The 19,726-nt window shown below is 46.4% G+C and carries 15 protein-coding genes; 3 read left to right on the forward strand and 12 right to left on the reverse strand.

Annotation, left to right across the window (positions count from 1 at the left end; genetic code table 11):
* Window positions 1-28: 28 nt before the first annotated feature.
* The 5 genes from ACSQ8P_RS22960 to ACSQ8P_RS22980 all read right to left on the reverse strand — a co-directional run bounded on the left by ACSQ8P_RS22960 (window position 29) and on the right by ACSQ8P_RS22980 (window position 7,796).
* Entirely contained in the window at window positions 29-2,110 is a 2,082-nt protein-coding gene (locus ACSQ8P_RS22960) for a right-handed parallel beta-helix repeat-containing protein (protein WP_436237295.1), read from the reverse strand.
* Between the two features lie 72 nt (window positions 2,111-2,182).
* Window positions 2,183-2,404 carry a DNA-binding protein gene (locus ACSQ8P_RS22965; RefSeq protein ID WP_436237296.1) on the reverse strand — a complete coding sequence of 74 codons (222 nt, stop codon included), beginning with the start codon at window positions 2,402-2,404 and terminating at the stop codon, window positions 2,183-2,185.
* 3 nt (window positions 2,405-2,407) lie between these two features.
* Window positions 2,408-3,553: a glycerate kinase gene (locus ACSQ8P_RS22970; protein ID WP_436237297.1), complete on the reverse strand. Its 1,146-nt coding sequence runs from the start codon at window positions 3,551-3,553 to the stop codon at window positions 2,408-2,410.
* A gap of 30 nt (window positions 3,554-3,583) precedes the next feature.
* Complete coding sequence (locus ACSQ8P_RS22975; RefSeq protein ID WP_436237298.1) at window positions 3,584-4,465, reverse strand: NAD(P)-dependent oxidoreductase; 882 nt, start codon at window positions 4,463-4,465, stop codon at window positions 3,584-3,586.
* Window positions 4,466-4,649: 184 nt separating this feature from the next.
* The gene (locus ACSQ8P_RS22980; protein ID WP_436237299.1) at window positions 4,650-7,796 is read right to left on the reverse strand and encodes a glycoside hydrolase family 2 TIM barrel-domain containing protein; all 3,147 of its coding nucleotides are present in this window, start codon (window positions 7,794-7,796) and stop codon (window positions 4,650-4,652) included.
* Window positions 7,797-7,927: 131 nt separating this feature from the next.
* Here ACSQ8P_RS22980 and ACSQ8P_RS22985 point away from each other — a divergent pair, with 131 nt between their 5' ends.
* Complete coding sequence (locus ACSQ8P_RS22985; RefSeq protein WP_436237300.1) at window positions 7,928-8,764, forward strand: AraC family transcriptional regulator; 837 nt, start codon at window positions 7,928-7,930, stop codon at window positions 8,762-8,764.
* Window positions 8,765-9,246: 482 nt separating this feature from the next.
* Here ACSQ8P_RS22985 and ACSQ8P_RS22990 read toward each other — a convergent pair whose 3' ends face one another.
* The 6 genes from ACSQ8P_RS22990 to ACSQ8P_RS23015 form a co-directional block, all read right to left on the reverse strand.
* Window positions 9,247-9,546: a hypothetical protein gene (locus tag ACSQ8P_RS22990; protein WP_436237301.1), complete on the reverse strand. Its 300-nt coding sequence runs from the start codon at window positions 9,544-9,546 to the stop codon at window positions 9,247-9,249.
* Between the two features lie 302 nt (window positions 9,547-9,848).
* Window positions 9,849-10,721, reverse strand: coding sequence for a sugar phosphate isomerase/epimerase family protein (locus tag ACSQ8P_RS22995; protein WP_436237302.1), 873 nt, complete (start codon window positions 10,719-10,721; stop codon window positions 9,849-9,851).
* Window positions 10,722-10,753: 32 nt separating this feature from the next.
* Window positions 10,754-11,614: a sugar phosphate isomerase/epimerase family protein gene (locus tag ACSQ8P_RS23000; protein WP_436237303.1), complete on the reverse strand. Its 861-nt coding sequence runs from the start codon at window positions 11,612-11,614 to the stop codon at window positions 10,754-10,756.
* A gap of 32 nt (window positions 11,615-11,646) precedes the next feature.
* A complete protein-coding gene (locus ACSQ8P_RS23005; RefSeq protein ID WP_436237304.1) occupies window positions 11,647-12,711 on the reverse strand; it encodes a Gfo/Idh/MocA family protein in 1,065 nt (354 codons plus the stop codon).
* A 130-nt stretch (window positions 12,712-12,841) separates the two neighbouring features.
* Complete coding sequence (locus ACSQ8P_RS23010) at window positions 12,842-13,810, reverse strand: quinone oxidoreductase family protein (RefSeq protein ID WP_436237305.1); 969 nt, start codon at window positions 13,808-13,810, stop codon at window positions 12,842-12,844.
* A 107-nt stretch (window positions 13,811-13,917) separates the two neighbouring features.
* Window positions 13,918-15,564 (reverse strand): putative bifunctional diguanylate cyclase/phosphodiesterase, encoded by a 1,647-nt coding sequence (locus tag ACSQ8P_RS23015; protein ID WP_436237306.1) that lies wholly within the window; start codon window positions 15,562-15,564, stop codon window positions 13,918-13,920.
* Window positions 15,565-15,829: 265 nt separating this feature from the next.
* Between ACSQ8P_RS23015 and ACSQ8P_RS23020 the strand changes: the two genes are divergently transcribed.
* Window positions 15,830-16,594: a phytanoyl-CoA dioxygenase family protein gene (locus ACSQ8P_RS23020; protein ID WP_436237307.1), complete on the forward strand. Its 765-nt coding sequence runs from the start codon at window positions 15,830-15,832 to the stop codon at window positions 16,592-16,594.
* Window positions 16,595-16,676: 82 nt separating this feature from the next.
* Window positions 16,677-17,507, forward strand: coding sequence for a helix-turn-helix domain-containing protein (locus tag ACSQ8P_RS23025; protein ID WP_436237308.1), 831 nt, complete (start codon window positions 16,677-16,679; stop codon window positions 17,505-17,507).
* Between the two features lie 337 nt (window positions 17,508-17,844).
* On the opposite strand, the gene ACSQ8P_RS23030 is transcribed toward ACSQ8P_RS23025, so the two are convergent.
* On the reverse strand, window positions 17,845-19,713 hold the full coding sequence (locus ACSQ8P_RS23030) for a heparinase II/III domain-containing protein (RefSeq protein WP_436237309.1): 1,869 nt from the start codon (window positions 19,711-19,713) through the stop codon (window positions 17,845-17,847).
* Window positions 19,714-19,726 lie beyond the last annotated feature (13 nt).

A 19,726-nucleotide genomic window follows, 5' to 3' on the forward strand; every position in this document is an offset into this window, starting at 1 on the left:
ACCAAGCCCCCTTCTCATTATGACGAATTTACTGTGGCCCTATTTGTTTATCATCGATGTCAATCCAACCAAGCGCATAAGCAGGTGACGTTATCTTAAGGCGAATCTTCCCGTCTGGCAATTGCATCAATTGCGGATCTGCTATGAGCGAATGTGCATCGAATTTCCCATCCAGTAAGGAGCGCCACGCCTGCCAGTCATAAACATCCCGACCTAACAGATCTGTGCCTGACGATGGCAAGGGTAACTTCCCGGCGATCTGACAAACGCTCTGGGTCCGATCCAACCAATAGAGATTACAATCCGCTTCGGCAAACTTATCGTCCCGCCAATTGACGAAATAGTAGAGGTAACCTGAATTATAAATAATGTTCCCTTTCACCGTGACCTCTTTATTGTCTTCGCCTGCCATCTCTTGTGTGCCAATAGCAGCAATTGCATCGGGATTTGATACAAGCAAATTTCCTTGAATGAGGTTGCCAATGCCTTTGGAAAAAATGAGCATCCAGAGCTTCCCCTCCCCTGTACGATACAGGTGTGTCAACACATTCTGGGTCACTACAAAGTAGTCTGAAGCATCATCCAAATAAATGCCAAACCCGAAAGAAAAATGAATTCCACTGTCGTGTAAGCGGTTCCCATGAATCGTATTCTGCGTCCCAACACCCCAGGATTCAATCATACCGCCATCCTGACTGTCGATCATCACATTCGAAATATCGTTATAAGCGATGTAATTATTCCGTGTATGCAAGAAATCCCAGTGATTCTCCCACGTTACCGGTATGCCGTAAATGCTTGCTGGCATGACCTTGTGACGTAAGCCTTTCAACGAGAGGCCGTAGCGCGGCATATGTGAAATCAGATTATGAGTGATTTCGTTATCTCCACTTTGATACAATAGTATCCCGCAGCCATGCCCGATCAGCTCACCGCCATAGCGAATTACGTTATTCGTTATCCGATGCTCTTTATTCGTGTAAGAGCCCGCTGCAGAAGTAAATGAGCCTTGGAGCGGTGAATAGCCAGAGGCACAGATCCCCATATACCCCAAATGTTCGATAAGATTGCCACTAATCCGAATGTTTCGCGTTTGATGATCCAAAAATATACCGCAGTTTCCCGAGTTGATTAGTTGACACTGCGAGATTTCGATATCCGCTGCATTCTGCATGTATACCAATCCTTCACGGTGCTCATCCCTCTCTACATTACTCAAGCCCTCGTCTTCCTGAATCATTTGATAAACCGACCAGAAGTCTGTGCAGGAGAATTGGAGTCCATGAAAATGAAGATGCTGAATAGGCTCATCTTGATCGTTGCCTTTCATCTCAATCAGCCTTGTGACCGTTGGTACGATAATCTCTTGTTGCAACGGCGAACCCTTTCTCGGCTTGTAGTAGAGCCAGCCATCCTTTTCATCCAAATGGAATTGACCTGGTGCTTGAAGAAAATCGAGTGAGCCTTGCATAAAATATCTTGAGCCTTCGCCTATTTCCCAAATTGAGGGTTGCTTAAATGCCACATATCTAGCCTCAGAAACATGATGTTTCACGGATCGCAGCTCTGAAAACCAGTTCCATTCCCCTTTCCCTGGCCAAATGAATACCTGAGCTTGAGAAAGGTCACTTCCTTCAGGAATGTCTCCTTCCCGATAGTAAATGCCTTCTCGGCAAGCCGATTCAGGCTCGCCATCTACTTGAAAGTACCCCGTTGCTGGCAACCGTGCTTTAGCCATGCGTTCGCCATCCGCATATAGCGTATGGAAGCTGCACCCAGCCCCTATCCATGCCCGCCACAAGTCAGAACTATAAGGTTCCCAGTTCGTAACTTGCCTTCCACCGACGATATTAACTTCTTCTCCTGGCACATTACGATAGCTAACACAGCAGCCATTTCTGCCTGAATCGCGCTCATCCAATTTCCATGTATCTCCTAAATAATACGTACCACTGAACACAAATACGATGACATCGTGTTTCATCCCTTTTTGGATGATATTTCGGACTGTCATCTGTGCTTTGGTTATTGTTAAGAATGGCGTTTCTTTACTCCCATCGTGATCATCGTTCCCAGTTGTCGCTACATACAATTGGGTTGCCATTGTCATGAGCTTACTCCTTTACACATCATAATAACCTTATTTATGACTAGGAGCCTGTCGGTATACCTCTTTCATTCGCTAAGAGCCTGGTTTAAAAGATAAGCCATTCGCAGCTAGCTCGACTCGAATCAAGTCCCTAGCCTTAGGGCCCATACCATGCAGCTTCATAAGTTCTACCTCTGTAATTTGGGTGAAATCGTGGAGTTTCGTAATACCTGCTCCTGCTAAAGCTCGCCTTGCTGGACTTGCTACACCTTTGGGTAGTACCCATTGTTGTTCATCTTGTTTATTCGTTGACATGATCTATACCTCCTTCTTTCGCCCAGCCAAAAAAGTACGCATGACTTGCTCCGCCTTCTGCGCTAAAAGCTCAGGTGTGCGACTCATCGCCTCCTGAAGCGTCATCGGACCGTTCACTATGCTGTGAATACTCGTCATGCCATATTCATAAAGCTTCTCAATCCCCTGCCCGACGGATCCTGATAAAACGATAACGGGTACGCCAAGCTTCGCTGCAGCCTGTGCAATCCCCATCGGTGCTTTGCCAGAAGCGGTCTGGGCATCCGACTGCCCTTCGCCAGTGATGACGAGATGGGCATCCTGCAGATGCTCATTTAACTTGGTCAGCTCGATCACCACGTCGATCCCTCGCTTCGTGCTTGCAGGGAAGAAAGCTTGAAATGCACCGCCAAGCCCGCCCGCTGCGCCAGCTCCTGGCAGATGATGCACAGCAATCCCCGTATGCGCTGCCATCAAATCTGCCCAGTGGGTGAGCGCTCCATCGAGCGCTTTAACCATCTCAGGCGTCGCACCTTTCTGCGGTCCAAAGACATACGATGCTCCTTGCGGACCAATGAATGGATTCGTGACATCTGAAGCAATGATAAACTGCGATTCACTAATTCGCTCATCCCACTTCGAGGCATCAATATGTATAAGGTGAGACAGCGCTTGTCCCCCTGCTCCAATCTCACTCCCTTCAGCGTCTAGGAGCCGTAAGCCCAACGCTTGAAGCATACCGCTTCCACCATCGTTCGTTGCGCTGCCGCCAAGCGCAAGAATGAAGGAACGATATCCGTGATCAAGCGCATGGCGAATTAACTGACCGGTACCGTAGGTTGTTGCCAGCATCGGGTTTCGGTGTTCCGTTGGAATTAGCACGAGTCCGGAAGCTGACGCCATTTCAATCACGCACGTGACGCCATCCCCGAGAACTCCGTACATGCCCGTTACTTCCTCTTGCAGCGGACCTTGCACGGGGACAGAGATCTTACTACCCTGCGTCGCCTGTACAAGGCTATCTACGGTCCCCTCTCCCCCGTCTGCCATTGGGATGAGGACAGTTTCTGCTGCTGGCATAGCTCGCAGAATCCCGTCTCTTATCGCCTTAGCCGCTTCTTCTGAACTAAGGCTGCCTTTAAACGAGTCAGGTGCAATCACGATTTTCATATGTCAACCTCCAGGTCGAACAGCTCACTCTTATTTATTAATTAATTTATACAAGGCTTGGGTACCACTATCCTCTTCACCCATCGCAGCTAATTGTTCATAGAGTGATTTGGCAAGCTTCAACCCTGGAAGCTCTACTTTCATTTCTTCGGCCGATTGCAGAGCAATCTTCATATCCTTAATAAAATGTTTCACATAGAAGCCTGGCGCAAAATTATCCGCAATCATTCGTGGCCCCAAATTACTTAAGGACCAGCTGCCCGCGGCACCTGTTTCAATGCTTTGCAGCACTGTTGTCGGATTAAGCCCTGCTTTCTTCGCATAGACAAGCGCTTCAACGACCCCCATCATGTTGCTTGCAATCGCAATTTGATTGCACATCTTCGTATGTTGCCCCGCTCCCGCCTCACCTTGATGGACGATATTCGTGCCGATCTTTTGGAAAATAGGGAGCATCTGCTCGAACACATCACGGGCACCACCGACCATAATGGACAATCGCGCTTCTCTTGCCCCGATATCGCCACCAGAAACAGGAGCATCCAAGGAGAATAGCTGACGCGTCAGCGCTTCCTCATAAATCCGTTTGGCCAGAGACGGGCTCGACGTCGTCAAATCAATCAGGAAGCTACCTGGCTCCGCCATAGCAAGGATGCCATTTTGCCCAAAATATAGGTCTTCGACATCGCTTGGAAATCCAACCATGGTCATAATAACCTGACACTTCTGCGCTAATGCGCCGGGCGTATCTTGCCATTTTGCCCCTTTTTCCACTAGCTCCTGTGCCTTTGCTTTCGTACGTGTATACACATGAACCTCATATCCCGCATGAATAAAATGTCCTGCCATGCTTTTACCCATCACGCCTGTTCCAATGAGTCCTATGATTGGTTTTGCTGTATGTTCTGTCATATATATGTCCACCTTTCCTCGGTACCTAGATGTCGATTTTATCTCCATTTAAACTTATCACCCTCTCCTCTTCTGGTCAAACGTACTTCCTCGCCATCATGAAGGTGCGCGCGGACACTCATGAACGAAGCAAAAAGCCGTTCCACAGGTGAAACCACCCTTGGAACGGCTTTTCTCATCTCTATTAGATACCTTGGAAAGTGAACGCATACGCATACGTACGGTTCGCGAATAACGTAAACTCGGGATGTGTTCTTGCTCCCCAGCTATCGTCACCGCCAACGCCCATCTGCTTGTAATTCACACGTACCACAACTTTATCACTCGCAGGCAGCTTATACGGGTGATCATGCGCCTCCAGCTCGGAAGGCGAGTACGGCAATGCATTGAGCTCAACGGATGGTAAGCCCGCAATGCGTAGTCCTTGCCCAGCCGCATTCGTTAAGGTCGCCCAGCGAACATCCGTCTTATTGCCGCATTCCTGTGGACGCAAATACGGAACGAATTGCTCCTCGACTGTTCCGTTATGAAGCGCAAGCTTTGCGCCGCTATTACGATCCCAGTGATTCTCGTGCGGCCCGCGGCCGTACCATGTTAAATTCTCGAAGGCAGCATCGAGTTCGAACATGACGCCAACTTCAGGAATTTCCGGCAATTTGTCACCTGGCGTTAGTTGCATACCAACTTCCACTTCACCGCTTGCGGACACTGTGTAAACAAGCTGAACTTCGGAAGCAGGCTGTGTTGCCAGTTCAAAACGCACCCGAACCTCAGCGCGTCCTGCATCCAGTGACTTCGCGTTCACGGAAAGGAGTTTACGCCCGCTGCCCGCTTCTTGCCAAGGTGCACAGCGAATGTGGTGCTGGTTCCCACGGTCGTTATCGGTATAGGCACGCCAGAAGTTAGGTACTGGACCTGTTTGGAATAACTCGACTCCGTCGAACAGATAGGAAGTGATATCGCCAGTTACCGTGTCAACCCGAAGTGCAAAACGCTCTCCTTTCAAGCTGATACTATCAGCTGTATTAGTGACTTGAACAGCAGTCTCCGTAGAGAGCGCAGCCGCAGATTCTTTTTCCGCTTCCCAGTTGCGTGCATTAGCCGCTGAATTCACCGCAGGAAGAATAAACTGCTCCCATGCGATTTCATGTCCCTTAACTCCCCATAACGTATCGTCTCTCAAGACCAAGCTCAGCGTTAACACGAATTCATCGTTAGGGAAATGACTTTCCACAGCGTCAAGTTCCAGCTCAATCGTAGTTGTCTCACCTGGTGCAACCGAATAAGATCCACTGAACTGCTGGCTTTCCACAACGCCATTGCGTGCAATCGTCCAAGTCCAATCATATTCATTTAAGTTTGTGAACAAGAATTGATTGGTTACCTTGATTTGTCCCTTAACCACATCCACCGCTTCGAACTTCACATTCTGGTAGCACTTCTTCACTTCGTACAGCTTCGGTGAAACCGAACGATCGGCGAAGATCAAGCCATTGCCACAGAAGTTGCCATCATTTGGCGCATCACCAAAATCGCCGCCATATGCTTGATACGTGACGCCATCTGGCGTCGTAGTCCGAATGGATTGATCGATCCAATCCCAAATGAATCCGCCCTGTAAGACAGGATATTGATCAAACAGCTCCCAATATTTAGATAGATTACCGCAAGAGTTCCCCATGGCGTGACTGTACTCACAAAGAATAAACGGCTTCTTAGGTTTGTTTTTCGCGTATTCTTCGATCTTTTCAATTTTGGAATACATTTGACTTTCAATATCTGACGCTTTGTCGGATTCCCGCCAATGGAAGACACCTTCGTAGTGAACAACACGGGAAGGATCAGCTTCACGCAAGAAATCATGCATTTTCAAGAAATTGTCCCCGCCTGAGGACTCATTGCCAAGCGACCAGATCACAATAGAAGGATGATTCTTGTCTCTTTGCAGCATCGAGTTCGCTCGATCAAGTACAGCACCTGTCCATTCCGGTCGGCTTCCAGGCACCGTTTCACCCAATTCCTCCTGCCCATACGTCCAGGAACCATGCGTTTCTAAATTCGTTTCATCAATGACATATAAACCGTATTGATCACAAAGCTCATACCACAGCGGATTATTCGGGTAATGCGAAGTCCGTACAGCGTTGATATTATATTGTTTCATGAGCAAAATATCGGCAATCATACTTTCCGCATCGACGGAACGTCCGCGATCACGGTCAAATTCATGGCGATTCACACCTTTGAAGACAATGACTTCGCCGTTGATTTTCATCAAACCATCTTCAATCTCAAACTTGCGGAAACCTACCTTACAACTTTCTGTCTCTATGAGCGCCCCCTCTTCATTCCATAAACGAAGAACGAGTGTATACAAATATGGACTTTCAGCACTCCATTTGGCTGGTCGATCCATATGAGCAGAGAATTCCACGGCTTGTTTCGCAATGTCGCTTGTTTGAATACCTACACGAAGCGGCTCCTCCCAAAGGGCTTGCTGCTCGCCATCGTATAGCATCGCTTCCACATGATGTACACCTTGGCTTTGCAAATCATAGTTGGTGATCGTAGCTTGAATGTGCAGCTCAGCATCCTCGCAAGCCGCATCCAAATTCGTATTTACCTTGAAATCAGCAATATGTGCCGTAGGGGTCGTGTACATATACACATCGCGGAAAATCCCGCTCAACCGCCAGAAATCCTGATCTTCTAACCAGCTTGCATCGCTCCAACGATAGACTTCTACCGCGAGCTTGTTCTCACCATCGATCAAATAAGGCGTAATATCAAAATCCGCAGGTGTAAACGAATCTTGGCTAAAGCCAACCAGATCACCATTCACCCATACATAGAAGGCCGACTCCACACCTTGAAAGCTTAGATACACAGGCTGACCGTTCCAACCCTCAGGAATCGAAAAGCTGCGCACATAAGAGCCAACAGGGTTATACTTCACTGGGGCAAATGGAGGCTTTAGATCCTCATGTCCTACCCATGGATAAATAATGTTCGTATACTGCGGGAAATCAAAGCCTTGCAGCTGCCAATGTGATGGCACTGGTATATCCGCCCAATTATTGGTGTCAAAATCAGTTTTGTAGAAATCCTGTGGACGTCCCTGCGCGTTTTCAGCAAAATGGAATTTCCATGTGCCATTTAGGTTTTGATAAAATTGCGATGCTTCGCGTACGCCAGCCAGCGCTTCCGCTTCAGAATGATAAGGCATCAGTGTGGCATGTGCTTCCAAGCGATTCAATTGATATATATGGGGATTATTATTCCATTCGGGGTAACCGTTTTCAGGAGCTGTGTATACAAATTTATTCGCCATGGATGATTTTCCTCACTTTACGTTATTGGATAAGAATTTACATTACCCCCTTATTGTACAAGACAACTATTTCATTTAAAATATAAGAAACAACGCATGATATATTAAAAAATGAAAGAGATGGTTATTCCTTGGCGATTGATTATAGAAAGTTTTTTGTCATTACGGAAACCGATCGCAAGCTCCCTCTCATTCTCGAGACGATCGGTTATGAGCGCGAACAGCAATACTATGAACGCGAAGAGGGTTATCCTTGTTTTCATTGGCTGCAAACGATCTCCGGCAGTGGCGAGATTATTCTAGACAGCGGCCCCGTCAAGCTGAGTGAACGGCAAGGCATGCTGCTCGCTAGCGGCGTCCCTCATGCTTATCAAGTGCCAGACACACCTTGGTCGACTTGGTATTTAACTTTTGATGGTGCATTAGCTGCCTCTATTGTGCATGCCTTGGAAATCCCGCTTTCTACACCAATTAGCTGGGGGACCGACACGCCGCTTGCTAGTATTCATGAGTATTACTATCATAAATATCGCGATAGTCACGACTTCACCGGCACCAACGGTTCCTTGGAGATCTATCAATTCCTGACGCTGCTTAAGAAGCACGGCATTATCAACAAGAGCGCCTCCTTCTCGCAAAGTCATGAGCGGCTTCTGCCGCTGCTACTCGAGCTGGAGCAAAGCTTCGGCGCTGCTCACGTGGGACTTAGCTGGATGGCCATCCAGCTTGGCGTCTCTGCGCAGCATGTGAATACCTTATTTCGCCGCGCATTCGGACTCTCGCCGTACCAATACCTGCTGCAGCTGCGCCTGCAGAAGTCCAAAGAAATGCTGATCGCGCAGCCTGATCTGACAGTGAAGCAAATCGCAGAGGCCACAGGCTTTCTCGATGCCTCGCATTTCATTTCGACCTTCCGTAAAGCCGTTGGACAGACGCCGGATGTATTCAGGCATCCGTATATCAAATAAACTAAGCTGAATTTGAGCAATCTCACACTGCTGCACCAAATAACTGGAAAAACTCCATCTATTACCGCTTGTTTCACCTCATTTTGGAATTTAAATGGAAATCACACAGCTATATCTCTGGATTCTTTCCAATTTGACGCAAAAGCCTGAAATTAACTGTACTTTTTACATGTATTCGAAATTAGTCGATCATTCACGTGAAATTAGATGGATGTTTTCCAGTTATTGTGTCTGAAAGCCTATTTATCTTAAAACTAGTAATAATGCATAGTTGCGCCGGGGCGAGCTATGTGCAGCAGGCATAGAATACGGTCTGATGTTGCCAATGTCCCCTAGCCACTATCTGATTTTTGCAAGATCCTGCTCTGTGCTCAAAATGCTCACTAGTCTTAGCTGATTTGAACTCCCCTCCTAGCCATGCTAATCCGCACCTTCCACCTCAAGCACAAAAAAACCGCCGCAGCGGTTTTACAAACAATGGCTTATGAAATTGAATGATTAGGAATGAATTCACGATGCGCTTCGAGCAGCTTTTGGACGAAAATCTCAAAGTCTAGTAAATTCGACGAAAATTTGAAATCGGTTACACCTGTGTTGAAATCAATAACAGATAGGGCAACGCGATTAAGGGGATACTCGGGTATGGGTTCAGAGGCTAGTGAAATATTTTTGAAAGGGTAAATGGATGTTTCACCGTGGAAACGAAGCACTGTTAAATGATCATCTCGTAACTCCAACGAAATCTGCTGTTCCGAATCCGTGAAACTCTTCAGTGTACTCATCAAAGATCAATCCTCCTCTTGTCCTTTATTTTACTCTTATTTTGGAAGATTAAGAAGCCCATTTTGTAAATATTGGTTGATGGGTATCCTAGCCGTATATGAAAGAAATAAGCACGCTACGCTGCCTTATCCTTGTGCATATCCTGTATGTTAGACAAATAAGCACTCACTGTTGTCTAATTCATATTCAGCATTCCCGCGACGTTCTCTAAGCTCGCTCATTGCGTATGGAAGGATGTCCCGCACCGGCATTTCCTACACAAAAACCCCCGCCAACGGCGAGGGTTTCCAACTTCCAACTACTATTTATACTTTTGAATGAAAGCAATCGCGCTTGCAATATCTTTCTCTGGCTGATCGCCAACTTCGCGCTCGATTGTTAGGTACCCCTTGTAGCCAATTTCTTGCAAGGCCCCAAAGTAGCGTCCGAAATCAACATGGCCTTCACCTAGCGCTAGCTCGCGGTACGTATCTCCGGATGTCGCCGCCTCAGCAATGTTCTCGTGTGTCATCGGCTTATAGCCTAGTGAACCGTAAACTTCACGCGGATCCGCTTGACGTAATCGAATGCCGTCCTTCACATGGGTGTGAACGATATAGTCCTTCAGCGTGTAGACACCTTGAACGGGATCATCGCCAGTTACCATCACCATATTCGCTGGGTCAAAGTTAACGGAGACACCTTTGGTGGATAAGTTATCTAGGAAACTTTTCAAATGTGCCGACGTTTCCGGTCCTGTTTCTACTGCGAAATATGCCCCTAAACTGCTTGCATACACACCAAGCTCTTCACAAGCTTGCAGCATCGTATGATAAATGGGATCATTCCGATCTTCTGGCACAACACCAATATGCGTCGTTACGACGGACGAACCTAGTTCAACCGCAAGATCAAGAATACGCTTGGATTTCTCGATTTTCGCTGCATTCACGGTCTGATCTTGGAAACCATGTCCACCTAGATCGCCGCAAAGTGCTGAGATTTGAAGATCTAATGACGCGATGTAGTCACGTAACTCCTTACGTGCTCCCGCTGTTAAATTAGCAGGATCCATCTCCCCAGAAACCGCATAAATTTGGACGCCGTCTGCTCCTAACTCTTTCGACTTCTTTAATCCGTCTCGTAGTCCAAGACGCAAACTATCTACCATAATACCGATTGGATTGATTATCATGTCTTCAAACACTCCTTATCGCGAGCTTAGCGTTAGTTAATTTCGTCCCAAATTCTCCGGATATTTTGTAATCCGATCAATGTGCCTCGCTTACACTCTTCCATCCCCTCAAATTCCAGGGATATGTAACCATCGTAGCCTGAGCTTTTGACCACACGCAGAATTTCACGCATATTCAAATCACCTTGCCCTACAATCGCTCCACGCAAATAAGTGCCGTACGATGACTTGAACCAGCCTTCTCCTGGATTCTGATTGGAAGGACGAATGTAGAAATCCTTCACATGGACAATAGAGGCATAAGGAAGATTATTCGTCACAGCAGCAACGGAATCCTCGTCTACACAGACAAAATTTCCTACATCCAATGTTGTCCGGAAATTCGCACGATCAACAGCATGAATCAGGGCTTGAACACGTTCACTATGCTGTACGAAGAAACCGTGATTCTCAACACTGGTCACAATCCCAAATTGGTTCGCGTAGTCAGCAATTTGACGACAAGCTTCCGCTAACCGATCCAAGTTGGCGTTGAAATTGCGAATCGAAAGGTCCTCACTTCGAGCAACATCATGCCGCATTTTGGTAACACCCAATCTTGCAGCAAGAACGACCTCGCCCTTCACACGCTCGATTTCCTGCTGATACTGTTCCTCAGTCTCTGTTAGGAAATTAGCGCCGATGGCATAATTGGAAATAGCAATACCTCGAGCCAGTGCTTTCTCGCGAATCGCATCCGCAAGCGCAAAGTTACCCGGTAAATCATACCCCAATGGTACAATCTCGACGTGTTCACCTCCCTGATCCGCAATCCAATCGATGACGTCCATGATCGACATTTCGCCAGACTTTAAGGCCTGATACAAGCTATATGTGCTAACCCCTAACTTCATATGTGCTCCTCCTATGCTCCGATTCTTTCGGGCTATAATCTGATTTCTTGACCCTTCGCTGCCGATTCATAAATGCCGCAAAGGATTTTCATCATTTCAAGACCATCTTCAACCGGGCTAATCGGTGATTGGCCTGTTTGACAGCAGGAAACGAAATGGTTGATTTCATTTTGAAAAGCGCTGTTGATATCGATCGATTTGTTATTGATTTGAGGCGTTACATTCGTAATCGTATCCAGAATTTCCGTTACGAACACAATCTCAGGTTCAAGCTCAACGCCGCCTTTGTCACCATACAGCTTGACAGCGATTTCATCCTTCTTAGCATGCAGCGTGAAACTAACGTCCACCATAAGGGATGCCCCATTTTCAAAACGAATCAACACATTCGCCAAATCCTCAACCGTATTGCGTTCCGCATCATAATCGGCTGCTTTATAGAAGGACAAGTTTTTCACATTTTTCCGATTGCCCAACTTATTATACGTATGTCCGCTCACCGCAACTGGCTTCGGTCTGCCCATTAAGTACCAGCACACATCAATGACATGAACGCCAATATCAATCAGCGGCCCGCCGCCTGAGCGCTCAACATCCGAGAACCAACCGCCTGGATTACCTAATCGACGAAGGCAAGAGGCTTTGGCATAATAGATCTCACCTAATTGACCATTATCTATAAAATGCTTCACAAGCTGAGCATTCGTATCATATCTTCGCACAAATCCAACTTGAAGAATCTTCCCTGTTTCACGAACCGCGTCTTGAATGCGCTGCGCTTCTTCTACCGTTTTGCATAGCGGCTTCTCTACCAAAACATGCTTGCCAGCATGAAGAGCAGCAATACTGATCTCAGCGTGCGTATTGTTCCATGTACAAATACTGACCGCATCAATCTCCGGGTTCGCCAAAAGCTCGTTATAATCTGTATAAATGTTCGCAATGTCATATTTATCCGCTTTCGCGGCAGCTCGTTCACGATTAAGGTCACAGACAGCGACAATGACAGCATCCTCTGATTTCGTATATGACGCAAAGTGCAAATCTGAAATTGAACCTGCACCGATAACACCAATTCTCAATTTGTTTACGCTCATCGCACATTCCAGCCTCCTTTAAATAACTACTCCTTAAAGTTAACATGCTTTGGACATAGCGAGAATAACTAGGATGAGCATCTCCATGGACTATATGTTCAAAATCCCCCAAAGATTTACCGCTGTTCGCTTATGGTATTAACAAAATTTTACCTGTACTCTGTCTACTCTCGAGTAATCTATGGGCCTCAGCGCCGTCCTTCAGGAAGAACGTCGTCATTGTATCCATTCTCAAGCTTCCCTCACGAAGTGCTCCAAACAAATCATGGGCTCGCTGGATTCGATTCTCCAAGCTAGTTACGTGATTCCAGAGGTCTCCGCCAGTTAAGGTTTTGGATGTATCCATCAGCATTCTTGGATCCACGGGTGCTGGGTCGCCACCTGCCATGCCATAGAAAATGACGGTTCCCTTGGTTCGGACCGCGGCAAAGCTGTCCATTAAGGTGGAGCCTACCGAATCATAAGCTGCCAGGACACCTTCTTTTTCATAAGACCACTGTAACACTTCTTGGACCCAGTCCGCGGAATATAGGATGACCTCATCAGCTCCAGCTTCTAGCGCGACATGCTTTTTAGCTTCGGACGAGGTTAGTCCGATCACTCTTGCACCTTTACTTTTGCACAATTGGATCAAAAGCTGACCCACACCGCCTGCAGCGGCATGGATGAGGACTTCATCCCCAGCCTGAACACGATAGCTGTCGTTCACTAAGTAATGCGCAGTCATGCCTTGCAGAAGCAGGCCCGCCGCATGCTCAAATGTGACGTCTGCGGGCAGCGGAATCGCGCGATCAACAGGAACAGCGACTAGCTCCGCATTCGCAAAGGGAACATCGGCAAAGGCGATCCGGTCCCCGATTTGAATATGTTGGACGTGCTCAGGCACCCACTCGACGATCCCAGCCCCTTCATACCCAAGAATATACGGAGGTTTCCCTGCCAAATGATAATTCCCTTTGCGACGATAGACGTCTGCGAAATTAAGACCTATCGCTTTCGTCCGCACTAGAAGTTGCTCCCCGTCTACGATAGGATCTGGAATCTCTTTATATAGGAGAACTTCGGGACCACCGAATTGTTCAAAGATTAATGCTTTCATAAGTGACCTCCCACGCGTAATTAACCGTTGTTATTTTAACATACCCGATTGCAGAACCAAAAAAAGTGCCACCAAACGCTCTTCAGCGAATGGAGACACTTTAAAAATTAAAGACTTATTAACACATGGTGAGTAGGTAACTCCGTATATGGCATGGGTTTATTGATGTAATAACCCTGAATCCCCCAGCACTGCATGTCGGCGAGCATATGGAAATGATCACTTGTTTCAATACCTTCCGCGACAACCTGTAAATTCAATGCTTTCGCCATCGCTAGAATAGCCGCAATCAATGGTACATTGCCATCAGCGATGAAAATACGGTCGATCTTTAGCTTATCAATTGGCAGCTGCGTCAGCATACTTAGCGATGAATATCCCGTTCCAAAATCATCCAAGGCAATGGTAAACCCTGCCATTCGCAGCCTACCTAGAATGAGTTGTACTTCTTGCAGACAGTGCAATGTCGTACTTTCCGTAATTTCAAGTTCCATGGAAGTTGGCTCTACACCCTCCTCTTGCAAAATTTGCAAGACCTGGGCAACAAAATTCAATTCATTGAGTTGGATGCGTGAGATATTGACAGATATTTTGAACATCGGACCGTAAATATCCTTCAACTGATGCCAATCCTTGCAGGCTTGACGAATAACCCAATAGCCGATCGGCACGATAAGCCCTGTTTTCTCTGCGATTGGAATAAAGCCGCACGGCTGTATGTACCCGCCATTCTCGCTATGCCATCTTAGGAGCGCTTCCGCACCAATAGCCATTGCTGAGGCTGGATTATAAATTAGCTGATAATGCAAAAGAAGTTCGTCCTTATCCATCGCTTGCGAGAGGGCTAACTCATGGATAAAATTTTCTACATGATCGTATTTAGAAGACGCTTCGTACAAATGATAGCGTTTGCGACCTGTTCCTTTCGCTGTGTACAAAGCAATATCAGCTTGCTTTAGCAGATCTTGAATCGTTTCATCATGCTTTCGCTCTGCAATCCCGATACCCACATTAACCTTCACTGCATGTTCATCTACGCGAAATGGTTCATTGAAAAGTCCGCTTAATTGATCCGCCGTCTCTTTAATTTGAGTGGAGGGTACTGAATCCACGACTACGAATTCATCACCACCTAAGCGAACCAGTGAATAACGGCTATCACCAAATACCTCTATCAGCCGACAAGCGACTTCAACAAGCACCGAGTCGCCAGCCTGATGGCCGAAGGTATCATTAATATTTTTGAAATTGTCCAAATCCATTAAGTAAATCGTGGGGGGATTCAACACATGCTCGAGTAAATATCTACGATTAAACAGATTAGAAAGATCATCTTGATAAGCATAATTGTACAGGGTATTCTCATGCTGTTTGCGCTCTGTTATATCTCGAGTCACTGAAAATATAAAACTAGCGTTCCCATGCTCGTCCAAAATAGGCGTTAAAATGCTCTCGCCGCTTATAGTCCCGTTAGGTAATTTAACGCCATCCTCGTATCGAATCGTCCGACGTTCATCGACTACTCTGGCATATTTTTGATATAAGTAATTTGCCATTTGGCTCGAATTCGATTCAAAAAAAGATGTTCCCATTTGATCCATCGTGATCCCACTAAATTTCGTTGCGGCATTGTTAACGTAATAATACGTGATCTCCGCACCTGTCACTTTCATAATGTAAATAGAGTCTTCAATATCATCCAGCATCATTTGCAGTAAATTCAAATCCAATGTTGTCGTTGCAGGAATTGTCATCCGTAGGACTCCTTTATCCGAATAACCTAAGCTTTTCGCCCACTATAGGCCGATTGTACTATCAATTCGACATCGTTCTCGCTAATCCCTTCCTAAGTAGTTCAACAATCTACATATTTTCCAAAATAGCGACATGTATAGTTACCACTAAAACAATCGTTTTGTGCTAATCATAATCGTTTTACCTCCTTATTTGAAAGCGCTGAGAAGCTTACAATTACCTTATGCAAGTAATAAAAGCTAGCAAATACGGGAGGTTACACGAATGATAACAAAAGGGAATCCATTCTCACTCACCCAATATGTAAACGAAGGCTATAGCGGACCTATGCAGGGACTAACGCTTGAGGAATCGGATATGTACTATAACCGTTTCTTTGAGGTCATCGAACAGAATAAATTTGAACCAGGTCCTACCAAAATGAATCTGTCCGCCTGGCATCAGCGGCATCATTGGGCCTATACGCTAGCTACGCATCCAAGTATCGTTTACGCGATGAAGCAGATTCTCGGAGATGACTTGGTGTTGTGGGCCATGCATTTCTGGTACAAAGAGCCTAATAATGAGAAATTCATCCCTTGGCACCAGGATATCAATTATTGGCCGATGGAGCCTGCAATCAATGCGACAGCATGGGTGAGCTTAGGCTGGTCGATTCGTGAAAATGGTTGTCTTCGTGTGATTCCTGGCACACACAAATCGATCGTCGAGCATGTTTCAACTGGAACTACTCAAAGTGCTTTCGAGCAAGGACTGCCGGCGGAGTCGATCGATGAATCGTTAGCTATAGATCTCGAGATGTCTCCCGGTCAGATTGCCTTTTTCAATGAAGCTACCTTCCATGGTTCTGAAAATAACAAGTCGAATATACCGCGTGTAGCCTTTTCGGTTCGCTATACTACGCCTGAGGTCAAGTTCAAAATCGACGAGTGGGGCGGCGACACCTCACGCATTCGTACCTACCTTGTGAACGGTGAGGATCGATTAAAACGAAACGAAAATATTAAGGGTGTCGTGCCTCAGGATTAGATAGGAAATCGTTGCCACCTCTGCATCCAGGCATGATAGAATAATAGGAACAGATGAGATCCGTGGTGCGGAGGGATGGACATTGAATTCTTTTCAGATGATGATCGAAGCGTTAGAAATTCGATTTCTGCATATTACACAGTATCAGTTAGATTATCGATGGCAGGCCAAAGAGCGCAAGTTACGGCACTGTGTGATGTGGTTTGTGCATAAGGGAAGCTTCCAACTTGAGATTGATCAAGCTTCCTTTCGGTGTAAAGAAGGCCAAATCATCATTCTCCCGGCCAATAGCTCGATCAGCTTTCACGCCATTTCGGATGAGTTACTGCTAACGAGCATTAACTTCGATGCCGAAATCTCCTTAGTCAGCAATCGCAGTTGGGTACAGCTTTTGAATCTTCCTAATTTATTTGAGGATGAGGCTACAACAGTTGAACGTATTGTTCACGAAATGCTTACTCCTGAGCTTGATACGACGGCTTATGTTCATCTGTTGCAGCAGTCTTCCCTGCTGCGAATTATGTATGAGCTGCTACGTAATGGAGGCGTGACGGAGGGGAGTTCCAGTTATTCATACTTGGACAAGCGGATTCATACGATCATTCATTATTTACATGCGCATCCGCAACTAATGCCTGAAATTAAGGAGCTGGCCGAACTAGTTCAGCTGAGTGATTCCCATTTGCGCAAATTGTTTATTAAACAAACCGGACAGGCGCCGCTTCATTTCGTACACAGCATCAAAATTGAACAAGCCAAAAAGCTCCTCGCTACTAGCGTGAAGCCCATTTCTCAAATTTCTTATGAACTTGGCGTCGAGAATGCGAACTATTTCTCCCGAATGTTCAAAATCAAAACCGGCTTAACCCCGCTGCAGTATCGGCAGCAATTTGGGCTGTGGTTGAACGATTAGGATTAGCTCCAACGTAACCATAATGCTCACCTAATCTCCCACCTCAGCCGCAGATAAATCAATTAGTAAACAAGGTCCGTCGCGTCCTTGTGGTTTTGATGGATAGATGGAAAAACTACAGCTAAATCCGTCGATTCCGCCTGATTATTAGAAATAACTGGAAAACCTACAGCTAATTCGGGCTGATCACTGCATTTGCAGCTAAAACCCGAAATATAGCTGTAGGTTCTCCAGTTAAATGTTATTTTCTACTAACAGTGGATAAATTAGCTGTAACTTTTACAGCATTTCTGCAATGTGGCCACCCCGAGGAACTCGGGGATGAAACCGCTCTACTCTACTCCAGTTCCAACGTAACCCCTATGCTCACCTGATCCCCCACCTCAGCCGCAGATAGATCAATTAAATAAACCAGTTCTGTCCCGCCCTCGTGATTCTGATGTTCCACGGATTGAATCGAAGCCTTCAACTGTTTCGCATCATAGCGTATCATTAATTGATGTTCACCTATTCCTCTTAATTCCTGTGCCTGAGCGTTCCCCACATCTTCACCCAAACCAAGCTCCAACCGAATTTCACCTTCCTGCACGATGACTGGCTTGCGCTGTGTAACGAAGCGTTCCGTTACGGAAGCACCTGACTCACGGAACTCAAAGGAATCCGAGATCGTCAGCTTGCCTCGCAGTTTATCAAACTCGAAACTGCGCTCAAGCTTCTCCAGTGTTGGCACAGCATAGGCTTGACTCAGTTCAAGCTTGAACCAGTCCCTAGCGTCCGTACATTCCGCTGCAAGTACCTGCGCACGATGGTGGATGCCCGCTTCCTGATGTTTGCCGTTGATGATCGGAACGCTATGTCCCGCAGAGCTGTTACAGAGGATGGAATACCGCTCCTCACCGAAATATTGCTTTGTATATAAACCCGCTCCCAAATCTTCAAACCACCTGACCCCGTCCACGATCCATATGAAGTGTCCGATGTCATTATGATTATGGGGCTCATCGTTATGCCCGCCTTTACCTGCAAAGCTAACGAGCTTGCTGCCCACCTTCGCTCGGCTCACCATCCATTGTGCTTCTGGCAAGAAATCTGTTTGCAACGGCATTTCTTCACGTTCACGAAGCAGATCTTCATTCAACCACACCACGTTCCGTACGGCACTAGCGAAGCGACCACAATGATCAATCGTTGCTGGCTGATTGTCCAAAGTTGGGATCCTTATCTCAGCAAACTGCTCGCACAAACGGCTAAAGATTCCAATTTGAATGCCATTGTTCCGTAAGCAATCGGAGAAATTGGCAATATGGTTACCTTGCAGGAAACAGCTTTGTGGGAATTGTGCAACTCTGCGGGCTTTGGCACTCGATTGAAGAATATCCACTTTGCCACCCGTACGCTGCTTCAGAAGTTCACTGAAGTACACGTAATAACCGAAACCATAGTACCAGTAACCCAAGCCTTCCAAACAGGCTCCTTCTTCCGAAAACCCCTCAAGAAAGCAATCCATCGATGCGAGAACTCTTACAATGACAGGCATGAGCACTTTCGAATCCTGAATGAGGTAAATTGCCGTCATACCAATATTCCCCGCACAAACAGCGGACCAATTAATGTCGCAAGTTTCCCACCAGTAGGCTCGCTTGAGTGTCACATAAGGCTCGAGAACCCGTGCCATAATTTCACGCTGCACCCTTCTCACAACGAGTTCGTTTAACTGAGCTCGAAATATATGGCAGGTCTCACTTAGCGCATGTGCCGTTTCTGAAGCAAATAAATCAATATGTTTATATTCTTCTCCCTCTGCGGCAGCATCATGATTCATCAAATGTGCAGGCAGACACCACGTATATTCATCACAAATTGCCCAAATCGTATCTTCCAATGCAGACAAATATGGTTCAATCCCATCCTTCAGCGCGGCCACGACCAAAGCTGCTAACCGTCGACGACGATCGAAATAGAGCGCTTCGAATTCAATTCGCGTTCCCTTCGAACGATACAAATCCCACTCTCTAAAAGGTAATGCAGCGATTGGCGTGCTCCCAAACTCCTTGACCAATGGTGAAACCTCGTTATAGACAGAAGTGAGTAGAGAACTCTCCGAATGCCTAATAGGCGATTCGACCACTTGTAAAGCTTCGTGAAACAAACTTTCATGATCGTTTTCAGCTTCTAGCAAAGCTTCTAATACATAACGACTATTCATAGTTCTACCTCCC

It is taken from the genome of Paenibacillus sp. LjRoot153 (assembly GCF_964253085.1).
Lineage (GTDB): Bacteria > Bacillota > Bacilli > Paenibacillales > NBRC-103111 > Paenibacillus_E.